This is a genomic window from Micromonospora sp. NPDC048830 (assembly GCF_043198215.1).
GTDB lineage: Bacteria > Actinomycetota > Actinomycetes > Mycobacteriales > Micromonosporaceae > Micromonospora.
Genome location: NZ_JBICUP010000019.1, coordinates 80,119 through 99,709 on the forward strand (window position 1 = coordinate 80,119; position 19,591 = coordinate 99,709).

The 19,591-nt window shown below is 73.3% G+C and carries 15 protein-coding genes and 1 pseudogene; 9 read left to right on the plus strand and 7 right to left on the minus strand.

Translation table 11 applies throughout. The features are described 5' to 3' along the window. Positions 1 to 52: 52 nt before the first annotated feature. Together ACGFIZ_RS18000 and ACGFIZ_RS18005 are read right to left on the minus strand one after the other, a co-directional pair. The gene (locus ACGFIZ_RS18000) at positions 53 to 844 is read right to left on the minus strand and encodes a GntR family transcriptional regulator (RefSeq protein WP_393420538.1); all 792 of its coding nucleotides are present in this window, start codon (positions 842 to 844) and stop codon (positions 53 to 55) included. 137 nt (positions 845 to 981) lie between these two features. After that, positions 982 to 1,851: a PAC2 family protein gene (locus tag ACGFIZ_RS18005; protein WP_393420540.1), complete on the minus strand. Its 870-nt coding sequence runs from the start codon at positions 1,849 to 1,851 to the stop codon at positions 982 to 984. A gap of 236 nt (positions 1,852 to 2,087) precedes the next feature. Here ACGFIZ_RS18005 and metH point away from each other — a divergent pair, with 236 nt between their 5' ends. The 5 genes and pseudogenes from metH (at position 2,088) to ACGFIZ_RS18030 (ending at position 8,659) form a co-directional block, all read left to right on the plus strand. Continuing rightward, on the plus strand, positions 2,088 to 5,603 hold the full coding sequence (gene metH / locus ACGFIZ_RS18010) for a methionine synthase (protein ID WP_393420542.1): 3,516 nt from the start codon (positions 2,088 to 2,090) through the stop codon (positions 5,601 to 5,603). A 56-nt stretch (positions 5,604 to 5,659) separates the two neighbouring features. Beyond that, positions 5,660 to 6,527, plus strand: a pseudogene (locus ACGFIZ_RS18015) (calcium:proton antiporter). Between the two features lie 263 nt (positions 6,528 to 6,790). Continuing rightward, the gene (locus tag ACGFIZ_RS18020; RefSeq protein WP_393420544.1) at positions 6,791 to 7,540 is read left to right on the plus strand and encodes a neutral zinc metallopeptidase; all 750 of its coding nucleotides are present in this window, start codon (positions 6,791 to 6,793) and stop codon (positions 7,538 to 7,540) included. Positions 7,541 to 7,681: 141 nt separating this feature from the next. Further along, the gene (locus ACGFIZ_RS18025) at positions 7,682 to 7,861 is read left to right on the plus strand and encodes a hypothetical protein (protein WP_347670762.1); all 180 of its coding nucleotides are present in this window, start codon (positions 7,682 to 7,684) and stop codon (positions 7,859 to 7,861) included. A 150-nt stretch (positions 7,862 to 8,011) separates the two neighbouring features. Beyond that, complete coding sequence (locus ACGFIZ_RS18030; RefSeq protein WP_393420599.1) at positions 8,012 to 8,659, plus strand: HAD family hydrolase; 648 nt, start codon at positions 8,012 to 8,014, stop codon at positions 8,657 to 8,659. Positions 8,660 to 8,758: 99 nt separating this feature from the next. On the opposite strand, the gene ACGFIZ_RS18035 is transcribed toward ACGFIZ_RS18030, so the two are convergent. From ACGFIZ_RS18035 to ACGFIZ_RS18050, 4 genes are all read right to left on the minus strand, one after another. Further along, the gene (locus ACGFIZ_RS18035) at positions 8,759 to 11,314 is read right to left on the minus strand and encodes an ABC transporter permease (protein ID WP_393420546.1); all 2,556 of its coding nucleotides are present in this window, start codon (positions 11,312 to 11,314) and stop codon (positions 8,759 to 8,761) included. Further along, entirely contained in the window at positions 11,314 to 12,081 is a 768-nt protein-coding gene (locus ACGFIZ_RS18040) for an ABC transporter ATP-binding protein (RefSeq protein ID WP_393420548.1), read from the minus strand. The genes ACGFIZ_RS18035 and ACGFIZ_RS18040 overlap by 1 nt, the downstream gene beginning before the upstream one ends. Before the next feature lie 349 nt (positions 12,082 to 12,430). Beyond that, a complete protein-coding gene (locus ACGFIZ_RS18045) occupies positions 12,431 to 13,117 on the minus strand; it encodes a response regulator (protein WP_393420550.1) in 687 nt (228 codons plus the stop codon). A gap of 147 nt (positions 13,118 to 13,264) precedes the next feature. Continuing rightward, the gene (locus tag ACGFIZ_RS18050; RefSeq protein WP_393420552.1) at positions 13,265 to 14,182 is read right to left on the minus strand and encodes a RecB family exonuclease; all 918 of its coding nucleotides are present in this window, start codon (positions 14,180 to 14,182) and stop codon (positions 13,265 to 13,267) included. A gap of 88 nt (positions 14,183 to 14,270) precedes the next feature. On the opposite strand from ACGFIZ_RS18050, the gene ACGFIZ_RS18055 reads away from it, so the two are divergent. From ACGFIZ_RS18055 to ACGFIZ_RS18065, 3 genes are all read left to right on the plus strand, one after another. Beyond that, on the plus strand, positions 14,271 to 15,428 hold the full coding sequence (locus ACGFIZ_RS18055; protein WP_393420554.1) for a M50 family metallopeptidase: 1,158 nt from the start codon (positions 14,271 to 14,273) through the stop codon (positions 15,426 to 15,428). Next, positions 15,425 to 16,429 (plus strand): tRNA (adenine-N1)-methyltransferase, encoded by a 1,005-nt coding sequence (locus tag ACGFIZ_RS18060; RefSeq protein WP_393420556.1) that lies wholly within the window; start codon positions 15,425 to 15,427, stop codon positions 16,427 to 16,429. Before ACGFIZ_RS18055 ends, ACGFIZ_RS18060 begins: the two co-directional genes overlap by 4 nt. A gap of 138 nt (positions 16,430 to 16,567) precedes the next feature. Further along, positions 16,568 to 17,140: a hypothetical protein gene (locus ACGFIZ_RS18065; RefSeq protein WP_347670769.1), complete on the plus strand. Its 573-nt coding sequence runs from the start codon at positions 16,568 to 16,570 to the stop codon at positions 17,138 to 17,140. A 64-nt stretch (positions 17,141 to 17,204) separates the two neighbouring features. Here the strand turns inward: ACGFIZ_RS18065 and ACGFIZ_RS18070 are convergent, their stop codons facing one another. Beyond that, positions 17,205 to 17,498, minus strand: coding sequence for a ferredoxin (locus ACGFIZ_RS18070; protein ID WP_393420601.1), 294 nt, complete (start codon positions 17,496 to 17,498; stop codon positions 17,205 to 17,207). Positions 17,499 to 17,676: 178 nt separating this feature from the next. Between ACGFIZ_RS18070 and arc the strand changes: the two genes are divergently transcribed. Then, positions 17,677 to 19,458: a proteasome ATPase gene (gene arc / locus ACGFIZ_RS18075; protein WP_145776163.1), complete on the plus strand. Its 1,782-nt coding sequence runs from the start codon at positions 17,677 to 17,679 to the stop codon at positions 19,456 to 19,458. Positions 19,459 to 19,591: the final 133 nt, after the last annotated feature.

The window sequence follows — 19,591 nt, forward strand, 5'->3', positions numbered from 1 at the left end:
CGCCCCGGGGCACCTGAGGAGCGGCCGAGGACGAGGCCCGGGGCCGGTCGGGTCAGCCGAGGACGAGGCCCGGGTCGGGGTCGGGCTCCGGCGCCGGGGCAGGGACGCGGTACTCCTCGGTGAGCGTGGTCACCGGCCCGGGCCAGGTGGCCTGGGCCACCTCGATCGGCTTGCGGTGGGCGTCGTACGCGACGTGCAGCAGGTGCAGCACCGGGGTGTCGGGCCGGATCTGGAGCGTCTCCGCCTCCTCCCGGCTGGGCTGGCGGGCGGTGATGGTGTCGGTCGCGGTGACGTACCGCCGTCCGGTGGCCTCCTCCGCCTCCTGGTACAGCGGCCGGCCGAACGCCTCGGCCCGCTCCAGCGAGGTGCCGGCGGTGTCCGCCGGGAGGAACCAGGAGGCGCCGACCTCGACCGGGGAGTCCTCGGTGCGTACGAGGTGCCGCCGGCACAGCAGTTCGGTGCCGTCGGCGACGCCGAACGCGTCGGCCACCTCGGGCGGGGCGGGTGCCCGTCCGACGGAGACGAGCTGCTGCCGGTACCGGGCGGCGAGGTCGGTGTGGTAGCCCCGGAAACCGCCGTACCGGCCGCGCGAGAGGCGGTTGAGCCGCCGCCGGGTGCCCCGGACGTACGTACCGGAGCCGGGCTTGGTGATCAGGATGCCCTCGACCCGCAACTGGTCGACGGCGCGCTGCACGGTCTGCTTCGCCACGCCGAACATCTCGGCGATGGCGGGGATCGACGGCAGCCGCTCGCCGGGCCCCCAGTCGCCGCGGCGCACCTGTGCCTTGAGCTGCGCGGCGATCTGCCGGTGGGGAAACTCGGCCGCGCCCGGGTTGATCTGCATGCCCGACCTCCTGCGTGACAGCTAGGTTCCTAGGATGCCCCAGACGGCGTGACCGCGCCACCCCGGCGCGCGAAAAGGGCCCCGGACGGACGTCCGGGGCCCTCGACGCTGGGCGGCCGACGGCGCTGGGCAGTCGGCTACCAGGAGCCGGCGGTGGGGCCGGCGGAACCGCCCCGCCGGCGCAGGTACTTCTCGAACTCCTGGGCGATCTCGTCACCGGTCAGCGGGGTGATGCCCGCGTCGCCGACGCGTTCCTCCAGCTCGCGGACGTACTCGCCCAGCTCGGCGTCCTGCTCGGCGGCGCTGCGTACCCGCCGTTCCCACTCGGCGGCCTCCTCGGCCAGGTCGGCCATCGGCACCGGCAGGTCCAGCACCTCCTCCACCCGGTGCAGCAGCGCCAGGGTGGCCTTGGGGCAGGGCGGGTTGTTGGCGTAGTGCGGCACGTGCACCCAGAACGACACGGCGTCGACCTCGGCGCGGGTGCAGGCGTCGTGCAGCACGCCGACGATGCCCGTCGGGCCGTCGTACCGGGTGGGGGTGAGCTGGTACCGCTTCGCCGCGTCGGCGTCCGAGGCGCTGCCGCTGATCGGCAGCGGGCGGGTGTATGGCACGTCCGCGAGCAGGGCGCCGAGCAGCACCACCCGCTCGACCTCCAGGCTGTGGCAGATCTCCAGCACCTGCTCGCAGAAGGTACGCCAGCGCATGCTCGGCTCGATGCCCCGGATCAGCACGACGTCCCGCTCCGTGCCCTCCGGGCTGGCCACCATGAACCGGGTGGTGGGCCACTCGACCCGCCGCGTCTCGCCGTCGGCCATCGTGATCGTGGGCCGGCTCACCTGGAAGTCGTAGAAGTCCTCCGGGTCCAGTTCCGTCACCGGCTGCGCCTGCCAGACCTGCTCGAGGTGCTCGACCGCCGCGGTCGAGGCGTCCGCGGCGTCGTTCCAGCCCTCGAACGCGGCGATGGCCACGGGGGACCGCAGCACCGGCAGTCCGTCGAACTCGGTCATGCCGTCACCTCACCCTGCTCGTAGAGGGCGGCCCCGGGCTGCGGCCCGGTGGTCCGCCCGCCGTGCACGGTGGCGTCCCTGTTGTCCTTCACGTCCGCCAGCCTACGTGGCACGGCCGCACCCGGCCCGTCGGCCGCGCCGGTGCGGCCCACGCACCGGCCGCCCACGGGTCGGCACAATGTGGGAGGGCCAACCGGGGCCGACCGTCGGGCGGACTCGCGCACTACCCTGAATCCGTGCGGACTTCGTTGCTGGATGTGCTGTCAGACCGGGTTCTCGTCGCCGACGGCGCGATGGGGACGATGCTCCAGGCGGCCGACCTGACCCTGGACGACTTCGACGGGCACGAGGGCTGCAACGAGGTCCTCAACGTCACCCGCCCGGACGTGGTCCGCGGGGTGCACGACGCGTACCTGGCCGTGGGCGCGGACTGCGTGGAGACGAACACGTTCGGCGCGAACCTGCCGAACCTCGCCGAGTACGGCATCGCGGGGCGCATCCGGGAGCTCTCCGAGGCGGGGGCCCGGCTGGCCCGCGAGGCCGCGGACGCGTACGCCACCGCGGAGCAGCCCCGGTACGTCCTCGGCTCGATGGGTCCGGGCACGAAGCTGCCCACCCTCGGGCACGCGTCGTACGCGTCGCTGCGGGACGCGTACCTGGAGAACGCCGCGGGTCTGATGGTGGGCGGGGCGGACGCGCTGATCATCGAGACCTGCCAGGACCTGCTGCAGGTCAAGGCGGCGGTCGTCGGGTCGAGGCGGGCGATGGCCGAGCTGGGGCGGGACGTGCCGATCATCTGCCACGTCGCCGTCGAGACCACCGGCACCATGCTCCTGGGCAGTGAGATCGGCGCGGCGCTGACCGCGATCGAGCCGCTCGGGGTCGACCTGATCGGGCTGAACTGCTCGACGGGCCCGGCCGAGATGGGCGAGCACCTGCGCCACCTGTCGCAGCACTCCCGGATCCGGTTGTCCGTGATGCCGAACGCGGGGCTGCCCGTGCTGACCGCGGACGGCGCGTACTTCCCGCTGACCCCGGAGGAGATGGCCGAGGCGCTGGACCGGTTCGTCACCGAGTACGGCGTCTCGCTGGTGGGCGGCTGCTGCGGCAGCACCCCGGAGCACATCCGGGTGCTCGTGGAGCGCCTGCGGGGCCGGCCGCCGGTCGTCCGCGAGCCGCGCTCCGAGGCCGGGCTCTCCTCGATCTACCACCACGTCCCGTTCGCGCAGGACGCCAGCGTGCTGATGGTGGGGGAGCGGACCAACGCCAACGGCTCCAAGGCGTTCCGGGAGGCCATGCTCGCCGCCGACTGGCAGGCGTGCGTGGACGTGGCGCGCGGCCAGGCGCGGGACGGCTCGCACCTGCTGGACCTGTGCGTCGACTACGTCGGCCGGGACGGCACCGTCGACATGCGGGAGCTGGCCGGCCGGTTCGCCACCGCGTCGACGCTGCCGATCATGCTGGACTCCACGGAGCCCGCGGTGATCGAGGCGGGGCTGGAGATGCTCGGTGGGCGGTGCGTGGTCAACTCGGTCAACTTCGAGGACGGCGACGGCCCGGACTCCCGTTACGCCCGGGTGATGCCGGTCGTGCGGGAGCACGGCGCGGCGGTGGTGGCGCTGCTCATCGACGAGGAGGGGCAGGCCCGCACGAAGGACTGGAAGGTGCGGGTCGCGGCCCGGCTGATCGAGGACCTGACGGGCCGGTGGGGGATGCGCCGGGAGGACATCCTGATCGACGCGCTGACCTTCCCGATCGCCACCGGGCAGGAGGAGACCCGCCGCGACGGCATCGAGACGATCGAGGCGATCCGGGAGATCGCCCGCCGGTACCCGGGGGTGAACTTCACCCTCGGCATCTCGAACGTGTCGTTCGGGCTCAACCCGGCCGCGCGGCAGGTGCTGAACTCGGTGTTCCTGCACGAGTGCGTGCAGGCGGGGCTGACCTCGGCGATCGTGCACGCGAGCAAGATCCTGCCGATGTCGAAGATTCCCGAGGCACAGCGCGAGGCCGCCCTGGACCTGGTCTACGACCGGCGCCGCGAGGGGTACGACCCGGTGCAGCGGTTCATCGAGATCTTCGAGGGGGTGGACGCGGCGTCGGCGCGGGCGTCGCGGGCGGAGGAGCTGGCGGCGCTGCCGCTGGAGGAGCGGCTCAAGCGGCGGATCGTCGACGGCGAGCGCAAGGGCCTGGAGGTCGACCTCGACGCGGCGATGACCGGCGGCCGGTCCCCGCTGTCGATCATCAACGACCTGCTGCTGGACGGCATGAAGGTGGTCGGCGAGCTGTTCGGCTCGGGGCAGATGCAGCTGCCGTTCGTGTTGCAGTCGGCCGAGGTGATGAAGTCGGCGGTGGCCTACCTGGAGCCGCACATGGAGAAGGCCGACGACGGGGGCAAGGGCCGGATCGTGCTCGCCACGGTGAAGGGCGACGTGCACGACATCGGCAAGAACCTGGTGGACATCATCCTGTCCAACAACGGCTACGAGGTCGTCAACATCGGCATCAAGCAGCCGATCAACGCGATCCTCGACGCGGCCGAGGAGCACCGGGCCGACGCCATCGGCATGTCCGGGCTGCTGGTGAAGAGCACGGTCATCATGAAGGACAACCTGGCCGAGATGGCCGCGCGGGGGGTCGCGGAGCGCTGGCCGGTGCTGCTGGGCGGGGCGGCGCTGACCCGGGCGTACGTGGAGGACGACCTGCGGGCGATGTTCCCCGGTCAGGTGCACTACGCGCGGGACGCGTTCGAGGGGCTGGCCCTGATGGACCGGGTGATGACGGCCAAGCGGGGTGGGGCCCCGGTGGTGGACGCGGAGCGGGAGGCGGCGCTGGCGGCGCGGCGGGAGCGCCGGGAGCGGCAGCGGGCGGTGGTCCGGGAGGCGCTTCCGGAGTTGGACGACGCGTCGGTGCGCTCCGACGTGGCCGTGGACGTGGAGGTGCCGACGCCGCCGTTCTTCGGCACCCGGGTGGTCAAGGGTGTGCCGCTGGCGGAGTACGCGGCGCTGCTGGACGAGCGGGCGACGTTCCTGGGCCAGTGGGGGCTGCGCGGGGCGCGGGGCGGAAAGGGCCCGTCGTACGAGGAGCTGGTGGAGACGGAGGGGCGGCCGCGGCTGCGGTACTGGCTGGACCGGCTGACCGCCGACAAGGTCCTCGAGGCGGCGGTGGTCTACGGGTACTTCCCGGCGTACTCGGAGGGCAACGACCTGGTGGTGCTGGACGAGAGCGGGCGCGCCGAGCGGGCCCGGTTCTCGTTCCCGAGGCAGCGGCAGGAGCGGCGGCTGTGCCTGGCGGACTACTTCCGGCCGCGGGGCGACGCGCTGGACGTGGTGGCGTTGCAGTTGGTCACGGTCGGGCAGCCGATCAGCGAGTACACGGCGAAGATGTTCGCCGGCAACGAGTACCGCGACTACCTGGAGGTGCACGGCCTGTCCGTGCAGCTCACCGAGGCGCTGGCCGAGTACTGGCACCGGCGGATCCGGTCGGAGCTGACGCTGCCGGGCGGCCGTACGGTGGCCGACGACGACCCGGCGGACCTGGCGGGTCTGCTGCGCACGGACTACCGGGGTTGCCGGTTCGCGTTCGGCTATCCGGCCTGCCCGGATCTGGAGGACCGGGCGAAGATCGTGGAGCTGTTGGGCGCGGAGCGGATCGGGGTGCAGTTGTCGGAGGAGTTCCAGCTGGTGCCGGAGCAGGCCACGGATGCGATCGTGGTGCACCACCCGGAGGCGAACTACTTCAACGCCAGGTGATCCTGGCCTGCGCCCACCTTTTGCGGGACGGCAGGCCAGCCGCCGGGTGACGGCGGCTGGCCTGGTGGGCGTTGGCGCTGACGTGGGGTCGGGAGCTGCCCCCGGTGCTCGTGGCGGTCGTGGCGGCGTTCCTGGCGGGGGCGGTGCTGGCGGCGGTCCACCACGCGGAGGTGGTCGCCCACAAGGTGGGTGAGCCGTTCGGGTCGCTGGTGCTGGCCGTCGCGGTCACGGTGATCGAGGTCGCCCTGATCGTCACCCTGATGATCAGCGGCGGGGACAAGACGCAGGCGCTGGCCCGGGCCGCAGTTCTCCCCGGCCCAGCTCGCCTTCGCCGCCGTCGCCTCCCTGGCCCTGTACGGGCTGTTCGTGCTGGTGCAGACCGGCCGGCATCGGGACTACTTCCTCCCCGTCAGAGCCGACGGGACGGTCGTCGACGCCGACGGCGACGGGCACGCCGACCCGCCGTCGACCAGGGCCGCCCTGGCCAGCCTGGTGCTGCTGCTGGTGGCGTTGGTCGCCGTGGTGGGCGACGCGAAGGCGGTGTCCCCGGCGATCGAGGCCGGGGTGTCCGCCGCGAACCTGCCGGAGGCGTTCGTCGGCGTGGTCATCGCCCTGCTCGTGCTGCTGCCCGAGACCCTGGCCGCGGCGCGCGCCGCCCGCCGGGACCGGGTGCAGATCAGCCTGAACCTGGCCCTCGGCTCGGCGATGGCCAGCATCGGGCTGACGATCCCGGCGATCGCCCTGGCGTCGGTGTGGCTGGACGGGCCGCTGCTGCTCGGGCTCGGCGGCACCCAGATGGCCCTGCTGGCGCTGACCGTCGTCGCCGGTGTGCTGACCGTGGTGCCGGGCCGGGCCACCCTGCTGCAGGGCGGCGTGCACCTGGTGCTGCTGGCCGCGTTCGTCTTCCTCGCCGCGAGCCCGTGAGCCCCTCCCGGCCGTCGACCGGCCGGGCGGCGGGCAGGTCCAGGCCGGCGGGCGCGCAGGTCCGGGCCGGCGGTGGGCAGGTCCGGGCCGGGCCGAGGGGCAGGTCCGGGCCGGGCGGTGGGCGGGCCGGGCCGGCGGCGGACAGGCGCGGGCCGGGCCGACGGGTAGGGCCAATCGGATACTCGCCCGAAAGGCCGCAGACGGGCATGATCGACGGCAGGCCGGGGTACCCGGTCCGGCACGGACGATCCGCGGAGGGGACTGTGACCGCACGCTCGCAACGTCGGCCGGCGGCCACCCTGGCCGGTCTGCTGGCCGCGCTGGTGCTCGCCGGCGGCTGCGCGGTCGGCGGGCCGGAGCAGGACGAGCCGGGGCGGCCCCGCCCCGAGCAGCCCCGGGCGAGCGCTCCGTCCGGCGCCGAGGACGATCGCGCAGACGGCACCACCAGCGTCGCCGAGTTCGCCAAGGACTTCGAGGTCGCGGTGGACAAGGCGGAGCTGTACTGGGCCGAACAGTTCCGGGCCTCGGGCCGGCGGTTCGAGCCGATCCGACAGGTCATCCCGTACCAGCGGGAGGGCGAGGTCTCCTGCGGCGGGCAGCCGGTGCCGCGCAACAACGCGGTCTACTGCTCGGCCGGCGACTTCATCGCGTACGACGTCAGATGGTCGGTGGCGGCGTTCCGGCAGGTCGGCGACGCGTTCCTGTACTACCTGCTCGGGCACGAGTACGCCCACGGTGTGCAGGTGCGCCTCGGCGTCCGCTACGACTTCACCATCCAGCAGGAGTTGCAGGCCGACTGCATGGCCGGGGCGTACCTCGGCGGCTCGGTCCAGGCCCGGCAGTTGGAGTTGGCAGAGGGCGACCTCGACGAGTTCCGGGAGGGGCTGCTCGCCGTCGGCGACGACCCCGACCAGCCGTGGTTCGCCGAGGGCGCGCACGGCACCGCCGAGCAGCGCACCGACTTCTTCTTCCGGGGGTACGAGTCGGGCCTGTCGGCCTGCGGCCTCGGCTGAACCCGCCCGCGCCGCCGCCCGCGGTGTCGAGAGGCCGGCCGGGGGTAAACGCGGGGGTGTGGGCCACGCCGGGTCAGCCCGGGAGGACACGGGCGTCGGGACGTCCCGACGCGGACGAGGTGAGAGATGGAAGGAACGACGATGGCCGACAACGTGCCAGTCAGGGTTGCCCCGGCCACGGCCACCATCGTCGGCGTACCGGCCGACTCCGCTGTCGCGGAACCGCCGAGCAGCCTCGAGCTGTGGGTGCGGGCGCAGGAGTTGCACCGCTGCTTCGGCGAGGACGACGGCGAGCCGCACATCCTGCGCGGCCTGGACTGAGCCGGTGGCCGGGAAGCACCTCCGCGGCGGTGGATGATGCCGCAGGTCACCCTCGCCGGGTACGGCTGACGGCGGGCCGCGGCCGGCTGGGAGGATCAACCGGTGCGCCCACCGGAGGAGGGACCCCTGAGCAGCCACCGCCCCGCCGCCGTGCTCTTCGACATGGACGGCACCCTGGTCGACAGTGAGAAGCTGTGGGACGTCGCGTTGCAGGAGCTCGCGGCGGTGTACGGGGGCAACCTCTCCGACGCCGCCCGCAGGGCGATGGTCGGCACCAGCATGGCCGACTCGATGCGGCTGCTGCACGACGACCTGGGCCAGCCGCACCGGGACCCGCAGGCCAGCGCCGACTGGATCCACGAGCGGATCCTGGGACTGTTCCGTACCGGGCTGCGCTGGCGGCCCGGCGCGCTGGCCCTGCTGCGGGCGGTCCGCGCGGCCGGCATCCCGACCGCCCTGGTCACCTCCAGCGTCCGGCCGCTGGTCGAGGTCGCCCTGGACACCCTCGGGCGGGACAGCTTCGACGCGGTGGTCTGCGGCGACGAGGTCGACGAGGCCAAGCCGCACCCCGAGCCGTACCTGACGGCCGCCCGGCTGCTGGACGTGCCGATCGCCCGCTGCGTGGCGATCGAGGACTCCCCGGCGGGGGTGGCCAGCGCGCTCGCCGCCGGCGCGGCGGTGCTGGCGGTGCCGGCGGAGGTGCCGATCGCGCCGGCCGACGGCGTACGCCAGCTGGAGAGCCTGACCGGCGCGGACGTGGAGCTGCTCTGCGCGCTGCTCGGCGAGCCGCCGGCCTGACGGGCCAGCCTGCCCCGGGTGCCAAGAGGGCCCCCTGCCACGCCGTGGGCGTTGACAGGGGGCCTTCCCAGCATCTCGGGTGAAGGACTCCGTGCTTGATCAGTCGTGGGCGATCGCGCCCAGGACGTTGATCCGGGCCGCGCGGATCGCCGGCAGCACCGCGGCGACGACCCCGACCAGCGCGGCCAGCCCGAGGACGGTCCCCATCTGGGACCAGGGCAGCACCAGGTCGGTGATCCCCTCGTCCTTGAGCGCCTCCACCACGGCCGCGCCGAGGCCGGTGCCGACCGCGACGCCGAGCAACGCGCCGAAGACCGAGATCACCACCGCCTCCACGGTGATCATCCGCATGGTCTGCGCGCGGCGCAGCCCGATCGCCCGCAGCAGGCCCAGCTCCCGGGTCCGCTCCAGCACCGACAGGGCCAGGGTGTTGACGATGCCGAGGACCGCGATCACGATCGCCAGCGCCAGCAGGATCTGGATCATGGTGAGCAGCGAGTCGAGCTGGCTGGTCTGCTGCTCGATGAACGCGTTCCGGTCGGCGACGGACACCTCGGGGGAATCGGCGAGCAGCGCCTCGACCTGCGGCTGCACGGTGACGACCGGCGCGCCGGGGGTTAGCTGGACGAATCCCCGGATCGGCTGCGGGACGAGGAACTCCTTCGCCGCGTCGGCCGGAAGCGTCACCGGGCTGGTGAGCGACGAGCTGGCGTAGATGCCGGTGACGGTGTAGGTGCGCGGTTCACCCCGCTGCGCCTGCACGGTCACGGTGGAGCCGACCGACAGGTTGCGGGACGCGGCGGCGTCCGAGCTGACCAGTAGCTGCCCCGGCGCCAGCCGGTCGACGACGCCGGCGGTCGCCTCGGCGCCGAGGATCCGCCGCAGTGCGGCCGGGTCGCTGTGCGCGCTCGCGTAGGTGGTCTTGCCGTCCACCTTCACCATGTCGCCGTACTCGCCGTCGACCATCCGCACGCCGGGGATGGCCGCGGCCCGCTGGAGCACCGCTGGGTCGAAGCTCGCCGGGCGCGGCCCGCTCTGCGCCCCGGAGATCACCAGCTCCGCCTGGATGTTGTCCTCGGAGTACTTGCCGATGCTGCCCTTGGCCGAGTCCAGGATCACTGTCACGCCGGTGACCAGCGCGATGCCGACCATCAGGGCGGCGGCGGTGATCGCGGTGCGGCGCGGGTTGCGGCCCGAGTTCAGCCGGCCGAGTTTGCCCGGCACCGACCAGGCGAAGATCGCGCCGAGCAGGCTCACCACCGGCCGGCTGATCAGCGGGGTGAGCAGGGCCACGCCGATGAAGGTGAACAGGACGCCGGCGAGGATGGTGGGCAGGACGTTGTCGCCGGCGTTGTCGCTGAGGCCGAGGAAGAGCAGCACGGCCCCGACGGTGGTGACCAGTGAACCGGCGACGGTGACCTTGGTCAGCGGCCGGTCCGGGGTGGCCACGTCCTGCATCGCCGCGATCGGCGGGATCCGGGACGCCCGCAGCGCCGGCAGCAGCGCCGCCACCACGGTGATCACCAGGCCGACCGCGAACGCGCCGATCACCGCGGCCGGCGGCACGCCCAGCCCGGCCAGGGGAAGCCCGCCGGCGAGCCGGCCGAACAGCCACGCCAGCAGCGCGCCGACGCCGACGCCGGCGGCCAGGCCGAGCACCGAGGCGATCAGGCCCACCGCGATGGCCTCCAGCACCACCGAGCCGATGATCTGCCGGCCGCTGGCGCCGATGGCGCGCATCAGCGCCAGTTCCCGGGTGCGCTGCGCCACGATGATGGAGAAGGTGTTGAGGATCAGGAAGGTGCCCACCAGCAGTGCCACGGCGGCGAAGCCGAGCAGGATCCGGTTGAAGAACGTCAGCCCCTCCTTCAGGCCGGCGGCCTGGTCGGCGGCGACCTGCTCGCCGGTCTTCACCTCGAAGTCCGCGCCGAGGACGGCGGCCACGTCGTCGCGCAGCCGCTCCGGGGTCACCCCGTCGGCGGCGGTGACGGTGACGCTGCTGAACACGTCGGGCTTGCCGAGCATCAGCCGCTGGGCCGTCGGGGTGGTGAACATGACCTCGTTCACCCCGCCGATGGAGTCCCGGTCGCCGCTGTAGCCGAAGACCCCGACCAGGGTGAAGTCCCGCCGCTTCGACTCGAACGCGGTGAGCACCCCGACCCGCTCGCCCACCTTCACCCGGGCGGCGTCCGCGAGGGCCCTGTTGACGACGATCTCGTCGTCGGCCTGCGGGGCGCGGCCCTCGCGCAGCCGCAGCAGGTCACTCTCGCCGGTCCAGTTCTCGCCCAGCTGTGGCGGCCCGAACGAGGTGACCGCCTTGCCGTTGCTGCCGATCAGCCGGGCGCCGTCGGCGACCACGACGCCCACCGCGTCGGCCACCCCGGGCACCTGCCGCACCCGGCCGACGGTGGCCGCCGGCAGCGGGTTCGCGACCTGCTCGCCCTCCAGTTCGCTGACCGCCACCTTCGGCTTCGCCGCGACGTTGACGTCGATCTCGGACGTTCCTTCGGCGAAGATCGCGTCGAAGGAGCGGCCGAGGGTGTCGGTGAGCACGAACGCGCCGGAGACGAACATGACGCCGAGCACCACGGCCAGGCCGGAGAGGATCAGGCGCACCTTGCGCGCCAGCAGGCTCTTGAGGGTCGCCCGGAACATCAGTTACCCACCTCGGTGGGGGTGTCGAGCTTCTTCATCGTGTCCAGCACCGTGTCGGCGGTCGGCTCGATCAGCTCGGAGACGATCTGCCCGTCGGCGAGGAAGACCACCCGGTCGGCGTACGCGGCGGCGGTCGGGTCGTGGGTGACCATGACGATGGTCTGGCCGTGCTCGCGCACCGAGTTGCGCAGGAAGTTCAGCACCTCGGCCCCCGAGCGGGAGTCGAGGTTGCCGGTCGGCTCGTCGGCGAAGATCACCTCGGGGCGGGCGACGAGCGCCCGGGCGCAGGCCACCCGCTGCTGCTGGCCGCCGGACAGTTGCGCCGGGCGGTGGTCCAGCCGGTCCCGCAGCCCGACCGTGTCGATCACCGTGTCGTACCAGGCCGGGTCCGGCCTACGCCCGGCGATCGACATCGGCAGCAGGATGTTCTCCTTCGCCGTGAGCGTGGGCAGCAGGTTGAACTGCTGGAAGATGAAGCCGACCTTGTCCCGGCGCAGCTTCGTCAGCCCCGAGTCGCCCAGCCCCGTCACGGTGGTGTCGCCGATCGACACCGTGCCCCGGGTGACCGCGTCCAGCCCGGCCAGGCAGTGCATCAGGGTCGACTTGCCCGACCCGGACGGGCCCATGATCGCGGTGAACCGTCCCCGCTCGAACTCGGCGGTCACCCCCCGCAGCGCGACGACCTGGGCCTCGCCGCTGCCGTACACCTTCCACACGTCGCTGGCCCGGGCCGCGGCCTGCGCCTGCCGGCCTACCGTCGCCGTCAAGTCATCTACCTCTTCCGTGTCTGGCTGGTCGCGCGCACCGGCCCCCGCTGGTCCGGTGCGCCATGTCCTCATCCTCGGTGCCGCGCGGGTGCGATCCGTCCGACTCCGGGCGGAGTGGGGGCGGATTTCCCGCTGCGGGTGGGCCCCGATGCCGGCTCAGGGTTGTCCCCGACTGCTACCGCCCGCGACGGCGGCGCCGCCGCCGCGGTGGACGGTAGGGCGTGACGCCACGTCAGGGTCACACCACGCCCGACCGTCTCTGGTCACGGTAGGTGACGAAGGCAATGCGGGCGTCGTCCCGCCGGCGACCCCGGTGGTACGCGCGGCGCGGCAGCCGCGGCCGCGCCGGCTACGCCCGCGGACGTACCAGGCCCGACTCGTACGCCAGCACGACGGCCTGCACCCGGTCGCGCAGCCCCAGCTTCGTCAGCACGTGCCCGACGTGGGTCTTGATGGTGGTCTCGCTGACCGACAGCGCCTGGGCGATCTCGGCGTTGGACAGCCCCCGGGCCACCTGGACGAGGACCTCCCGCTCGCGCTCGGTGAGCGCGCCGAGCGCCTTCGGCGGGGTGGCCGCCGGGTCGGGCAGCACGTCGGCGAAGCGGTCCAGCAGCCGCTTGAGGATCCGCGGGGCGACCACCGCCTCGCCGGCGGCGACCGTGCGGATCGCGGTGATCAGGTCCTCGGCCGGCACGTCCTTGGCCAGGAAGCCGCTGGCCCCGGCGCGCAGCGCGCCCACCACGTACTCGTCCAGGTCGAAGGTGGTCAGGATCAGCACCCGCACCGGCAGCCGGGCGTCGACGATGGCCCGGGTCGCCGCCACCCCGTCCATCCGAGGCATGCGGATGTCCATCAGCACCACGTCGGGCAGCAGCCGGCGGGACAGCTCCACCGCCTCCAGCCCGTCCCCGGCCTCGGCGACGATGTCCAGGTCGTCCTCGGAACCCAGCACCATCCGGAAGCCGGTGCGCAGCAGCGGCTGGTCGTCGGCGAGCAGGATCCGCACCGGCCGCGCCGGGCCCACGCCCCCGGTCATCGCCTGCCCCCGTCGCGCCCGCCCCGGTCAGGTTGGTCGTGACGCGGCAACTTACTGGACCCTCCGCTCATCGGGCAACGGTAGCCGTCGGCGGGGCCGGATCACCGGAGCCGGCGGTGAACCCCGTCTCCTGCACAGGCAGGGAACTCATTCGTCCGCGCCCGGGACCGCAGGCCGTGACCGGGCGTCGACCAACGGGTCGGCCGCGCCCGCGTCGGCGGGGAACGGCGGCGGAGTGCCCCCGAAGCTGGGGCACAACGCCCGATGGCTGCACCAGTCGCAGAGCCGGCTCGGGCGGGGCCGGAAGTCCTGCCGTTGCGTGGCCGCCTCGATCGCCTGCCACAGCGCCACCACCGTGCGCTCGAACCGCAGCAGCTCCTCGGCGTCCGGGGTGTAGTCGCACACCTCGGCGTCCTTGAGGTAGAGCAGCCGCAGCACCCGGGGCACCACCCCGCGGGTGCGCCACAGCACCAGCGCGTAGAACTTCAGCTGGAACAACGCGCGGGCCTCGAACGCCTCCCGGGGCGCGCCGCCGGTCTTGTAGTCGACCACCCGCAGCGCGCCGTCCGGGGCGACGTCGAGGCGGTCCAGGTAGCCGCGGATCAACAGCTCGTCGTCGACCACGGCGGAGATCAGCGCCTCCCGCTCCGCCGGCTCCAGCCGGCGCGGATCCTCCACCGCGAAGTAGCCGCGCAGCAGCCCGGCCGCCGAACGCAGGAACTCGGCCGTGCCCGCGACGTCGGCGGCGTCGAACAGGGCGGCCAGCTCCGGCTGCTCGGCGACCAGCCGGTCCCACTGCGGGGCGACCAGGTCGCCGGCCGCCTCCTGCGTGCGGGCGGCGGCCGGCAGGTCGAACAGCCGCTCCAGCACGGCGTGCACGAGCGTGCCCCGGGCCTGCTCCACGCTGGGCCGCTCCGGCAGCCGGTCGATGCTGCGGAACCGGTAGAGCAGCGGGCAGGTCTTGAAGTCCGCCGCCCGCGACGGCGACAGCGACGCCCGGACCGTCGCCGGCGCCTCCGCCGTGGCCCGCGCCTGCTGCTGGTCGATCGCCGGTTCCGCCGTCATGCCCGGAAGGTTAGGCCACCGGTCCGACACCGGCCGACCCGCCGCTCCGACCGGTGGCCGCCACCGGCCGGTCCGTAGCATCGGGACGATGGAGCAGCAGACCACCCGGCCGTCCCGCCGACCGCAGCGGCGCCTCGGCCTCACCGTCGGCCGGGTCTTCGGGGTGCCGCTGCGGCTGGACGTCTCCACGCTGCTGCTGACCCTGCTGGTCACGGTCCTGTACGCCGAGTTCGCCCGCCGCCAGCTCGAGCTGTCCCAGCTCGGCGGCTACCTGATCGGCCTCGGGTTCGTCGTCTCGCTGCTCGGCTCCGTGCTGCTGCACGAGCTCGGCCACGCGCTGACCGCCCGCCGGTACGGCATCGGTGTGCGCGGGATCACCCTGGAACTGCTCGGCGGGTACACGGAGATGGACCGCGACGCTCCCACCCCCCGGGTGGACCTGCTGGTGTCGCTGGCCGGGCCGGCGGTGTCCGCGGCGCTCGGCGCGGTCGCGGTCGCCGCCACCCTCGCCCTGCCCGACCGCACCGTGGCCGACCAGTTGGCCTTCCAGCTCGCGGCGAGCAACGTCATCGTCGCGGTGTTCAACATCCTGCCCGGGCTGCCGCTGGACGGCGGCCGGGCGCTGCGCGCCGCCGTGTGGGCGTTCACCCGGGACCGGCACACCGGCACCGAGGTGGCCGGCTGGGTCGGCCGGGCCGTCGCGCTCGGCACCGCCGCCGGGGTCGTCGTCCTCACCGTCGAGCGGGTGCTGGCGCCGCTGGCGCTGCCGCTGATGCTGCTGGTCGCGGTGACCCTGTGGCGCGGCGCCGGGCAGTCCATCCGGTTCGCCCGGATCAGCCGCCGGTTCCCGCTGATCGACCTGGCGCGGCTGGCCCGCCCGGTGCTGCCGGTGCCCACCGGCACGCCGCTGGCCGAGGCGCAGCGCCGCCGCGCCGAGAGCGGGCGACCGGACGCGGCCCTGACCGTCATCGACGGCTCCGGGCGGCCGGTCGCCCTGGTCGACCCGGTCGCCGCCGACGCCGTACCCCCGGCGCGCCGGCCCTGGATCGCGGTCGACGCGGTGGCCCGCTCCCTGGCCGGCCTGCCCACCCTCCCGGTCGGCCTCGACGGCGAGCGGGTGATGGAGACGGTGCAGACCCACCCGGGCGCACAGTACGTCGTGACGGCAGGCGAAGATGTCGTCGGCGTTCTGCACATCGCGGACCTGGCGCAGCTCCTGGAACCCGGACGGAAGACGAACACGTGACCGCACATCCCCCCGCCCTCCCGGCCGACCCCGGCACCCCGGCGTACGCCGACACCCCGGCGCCGCCGCCCGTTCACCGGGGCCCGTTCCGCCCCGGCGACCGCGTGCAGTTGACCGACCCGAAGGGGAGGATGCACACGATCACCCTGGAGCCGGGCAAGGCGTTCCACACCCACCGCGGCATCCTGGAGCACGACGCGCTGATCGGGCAGCCCGACGGCAGCGTGGTCACCACCTCCGGCGGCGGGACGGCCTTCCTCGCGCTGCGCCCGCTGCTGGCGGACTACGTGCTGTCCATGCCTCGCGGCGCCCAGGTGATCTACCCGAAGGACTCGGCGCAGATCGTGGCAATGGGCGACATCTTCCCCGGCGCGAAGGTGCTGGAGGCCGGCGCCGGCTCCGGCGCGCTGAGCTGCTCCCTGCTGCGGGCCGTCGGCACCACGGGCGAGCTGCACTCGTACGAGTTGCGCGAGGACTTCGCCCACATCGCCCGGCGCAACGTCGAGGCGTTCTTCAACGGGCCCCACCCGGCGTGGCGGCTGCACGTCGGCGACGTCGCCGAGTGCCGCGAGACCGGCTTCGACCGGATCATCCTGGACATGCTCACCCCGTGGGAGATGCTCGACATGGTCGAGCGGGCGCTGCTGCCCGGCGGGGTGCTCATCGGGTACGTCGCCACCACCCCGCAACTGTCCGAGCTGGTGGAGGCGCTGCGCGAGCGCGGCGGCTGGACCGAGCCGCGGGCCTGGGAGTCGCTGGTGCGCGACTGGCACGCCGAGGGCCTGGCGGTGCGCCCCGACCACCGGATGATCGCGCACACCGCGTTCCTCGTCTCCGCCCGCAAGCTCGCCCCCGGCGTCACCGCCCCGCCGCGGCGGCGCAAGCCGAGCAAGGGCGCCGAGGCGTACGCGCAGCGGCGGCAGGCGTTGCGGGAGGCCGAGACGGCCCGGCAGGCGGTCGCGGCGCCGGCCGGCGAGGCCGAGCCCCCGGTGGCGCCGTGAGCGCGGGGGGTGAGCGGGTTCTGCGGGCCCCGCAGCGCGAACCAAGATGTCGCGGTGAGCGTGAGGAGTGAGTGGGGTTGCTAGCCCCGCAGTCGGGAGCCGGGGAGGCGGCATGAGCGAGCGCAGCGAGGTGCCGGCATGAGTCAGCCGGGCTACGGCGGTCAGGACGTGCCGGCGGTGTTTCCCGACTGGTCGCCGTACCAGGACCTGGAGTCGGCGGCGCGGGCGTACCTGCGGGACCCGGACATCGCGCTGGAGGCCCTCGGCGGGGTGCTGCGCGGCGCGTCCGTGCTGGGCTTCACCCTGGAACGCTTCGTCAACGAGGTCAACGGGGTGTGGCAGGAGGTGGTGGTCTGCGACGGCAGCCGCCTCGTCCTCTGGCACGGCGAGGACGTGCCGCCGGGGGAGGGCCCGCCCGGGTCGATGACGTCGTCGCTGCGGGTGGTGCCGGTCTCCACCGTCACGGAGGTGGGCTGCCGGCGGCGGCTCACCAGGGCCGACAGCGGCGCGGTCCGCGTCGACAGCATCGACGTGTACCTGCTGCTCACCTCGCTGGACGAGGCGCCGCCGGGCGACGAGGTCGTCGGCGCGCCCCGACACGACGCGCTGCGCTTCGGCAAGACCCTCGACGACGGCGGGGCCGGGCAGATCGCCCGACTGGAGGAGTTCGCCCGGCTGGTCGCCTCGGTGGTCGGCCGTCCGGTGCTCTGAACGGCTCACCCCGCCGTCGGGCGGCGGCGGGGGTGAGGGGCGCGTGCCTCCTCGCCCGGGCGGATCAGTCCTCGGCGTCCGGGCCGGCCACCTCGACGCCGTCGCCGGCGCGCACCACGTGGATGCACTCGCCCGGGCACTCCCTCGCCGAGTCGATCACCTCGAGGCGCAGGTGCTCGGGCACGTCCACCCGGCTGCCGGGGGTCAACCGCAGCTCGCCGTCGGCACCCTTGACGTAGGCCAGACCGTCGACGTCGAACTCGAAGACCTCCGGCGCGTACTGCACGCACAGCCCGTCGCCCGTGCACAGGTCCTGATCCACCCAGACCTGGAGCTCGTCCGTCGCGACCTCGGCCACCGGCGCACCCCCCATGTTCTCCCGTCCCACGCCCTGACGGTACCCGAACGCCCGGACCAGCCCCTCCGGCCACCCGCGGCGATCAAGGTTCGGTGATGAGGGCGTTGCGTGGGGCCGAATCGGCCTCACAGCGGCTAGTGTTAGGGCAGAACGTTCAAGCCCCCCGGGGAGGTGGGACGTGGCACGCAGCGACGACGCGGACTCGCGCGCCGCACGGTGGGAGAAGGAGGCCCACGATCTCTCCACGCAGGTCGCGTTCCTTCAAGAGGAACTCGCTCTGGTGCGGCGCAAGTTGACCGAAAGCCCCAGACACGTCCGGCAGCTCGAGGAGCGGCTGGCGGCCACCCAGGCCCAGTTGGCGCGGCTGACCGAGAACAACGAACGGCTCGTGAGCACCCTCAAGGAGGCGCGGGCGCAGATCGTGACGCTCAAGGAGGAGATCGACCGCCTTGCACAGCCGCCGAGCGGCTACGGTGTCTTCCTGGCGCGGCACGACGACGGCACGGTGGACATCTTCACCGGCGGTCGCAAGCTGCGGGTGGCCGTCTCGCCCTCGCTCGACGCGACGGAGTTGAAGCGCGGCCAGGAGGTCCTGCTCAACGACGCGCTCAACATCGTCGACGCGTTCGGCTACGAGCGGGTCGGCGAGGTGGTCATGCTCAAGGAGGTGCTCGCCGGCCCCGGCGGCGCCCCGGGTGACCGGGCGCTGGTGGTGTCCCACTCCGACGAGGAGCGGATCGTGCACCTCGCCGACTCCCTGATCGGCTCGCCGATCAGGGCCGGCGACTCGCTCATGATCGAGCCCCGCTCGGCGTACGCGTACGAGCGGATTCCCAAGAGCGAGGTCGAGGAGCTGGTCCTGGAGGAGGTGCCCGACGTCGACTACACCGACATCGGCGGCCTCCACGCGCAGATCGAGCAGATCCGCGACGCGGTGGAACTGCCCTTCCTGCACGCCGACCTGTTCCGGGAGCACCAGCTCCGCCCGCCCAAGGGCATCCTGCTCTACGGGCCGCCCGGCTGCGGCAAGACCCTGATCGCCAAGGCGGTGGCCAACTCCCTGGCCAAGAAGATCGCCGAGAAGCGGGGCGAGGAGAAGCACACCAGCTTCTTCCTCAACATCAAGGGCCCGGAGCTGCTCAACAAGTACGTCGGCGAGACCGAGCGGCACATCCGGCTGATCTTCCAGCGGGCCCGGGAGAAGGCCGGCGAGGGCACCCCGGTCATCGTGTTCTTCGACGAGATGGACTCGGTGTTCCGCACCCGCGGCTCCGGCGTCTCCTCGGACGTGGAGAACACGATCGTCCCGCAGCTGCTCAGCGAGATCGACGGCGTGGAGGGGCTGGAGAACGTCATCGTCATCGGCGCCTCCAACCGGGAGGACATGATCGACCCGGCCATCCTGCGCCCGGGCCGGCTCGATGTGAAGATCAAGATCGAGCGGCCGGACGCCGAGGCGGCCAAGGACATCTTCTCCAAGTACATCCTGTCGGGCCTGCCACTGCACGCCGACGACCTGGCCGAACACGGCGGCGACCCCAACGCCACCGTCGCCGCCATGATCGACGCCGTGGTGCTGCGGATGTACTCCGAGACCGAGGAGAACCGCTTCCTCGAGGTCACCTACGCCAACGGCGACAAGGAAGTCCTCTACTTCAAGGACTTCAACTCCGGCGCGATGATCCAGAACATCGTTGACCGGGGCAAGAAGATGGCCATCAAGGAGTTCCTCACCTCCGGGCGCAAGGGGCTGCGCCTGCAGCACCTGCTCGACGCCTGCGTCGACGAGTTCCGCGAGAACGAGGACCTGCCCAACACCACCAACCCCGACGACTGGGCCCGCATCTCCGGCAAGAAGGGCGAGCGGATCGTCTACATCCGCACGCTCGTCTCCGGCGGCAAGGGCGCCGAGGCCGGCCGGTCGATCGAGACCGCCAGCAACACCGGTCAGTACCTGTAGGACAGCGGCACGCCCGGGGCCCGCGACCACGCCGTCGCGGGCCCCGTCGCATCGCCGCCCGCCGGCGACACCCGGTCGCCGGCATGCCCGCCGTACCCCCACACCGCGTGGCGCCGACTACGCTCGACGTGAC

What these genes read in the sequence shown, in the direction of transcription:
- ACGFIZ_RS18000 (WP_393420538.1), bottom strand. Translation starts at nt 844, where the DNA reads ATGCAGATCAACCCGGGCGCGGCCGAGTTTCCCCACCGGCAGATCGCC.
- ACGFIZ_RS18005 (WP_393420540.1), bottom strand. Translation starts at nt 1,851, where the DNA reads ATGACCGAGTTCGACGGACTGCCGGTGCTGCGGTCCCCCGTGGCCATC.
- ACGFIZ_RS18025 (WP_347670762.1), top strand. Translation starts at nt 7,682, where the DNA reads ATGGCCGACAACGTGCCAGTCAGGGTTGCCCCGGCCACGGCCACCATC.
- ACGFIZ_RS18035 (WP_393420546.1), bottom strand. Translation starts at nt 11,314, where the DNA reads ATGTTCCGGGCGACCCTCAAGAGCCTGCTGGCGCGCAAGGTGCGCCTG.
- ACGFIZ_RS18045 (WP_393420550.1), bottom strand. Translation starts at nt 13,117, where the DNA reads ATGACCGGGGGCGTGGGCCCGGCGCGGCCGGTGCGGATCCTGCTCGCC.
- ACGFIZ_RS18050 (WP_393420552.1), bottom strand. Translation starts at nt 14,182, where the DNA reads ATGACGGCGGAACCGGCGATCGACCAGCAGCAGGCGCGGGCCACGGCG.
- ACGFIZ_RS18055 (WP_393420554.1), top strand. Translation starts at nt 14,271, where the DNA reads ATGGAGCAGCAGACCACCCGGCCGTCCCGCCGACCGCAGCGGCGCCTC.
- ACGFIZ_RS18065 (WP_347670769.1), top strand. Translation starts at nt 16,568, where the DNA reads ATGAGTCAGCCGGGCTACGGCGGTCAGGACGTGCCGGCGGTGTTTCCC.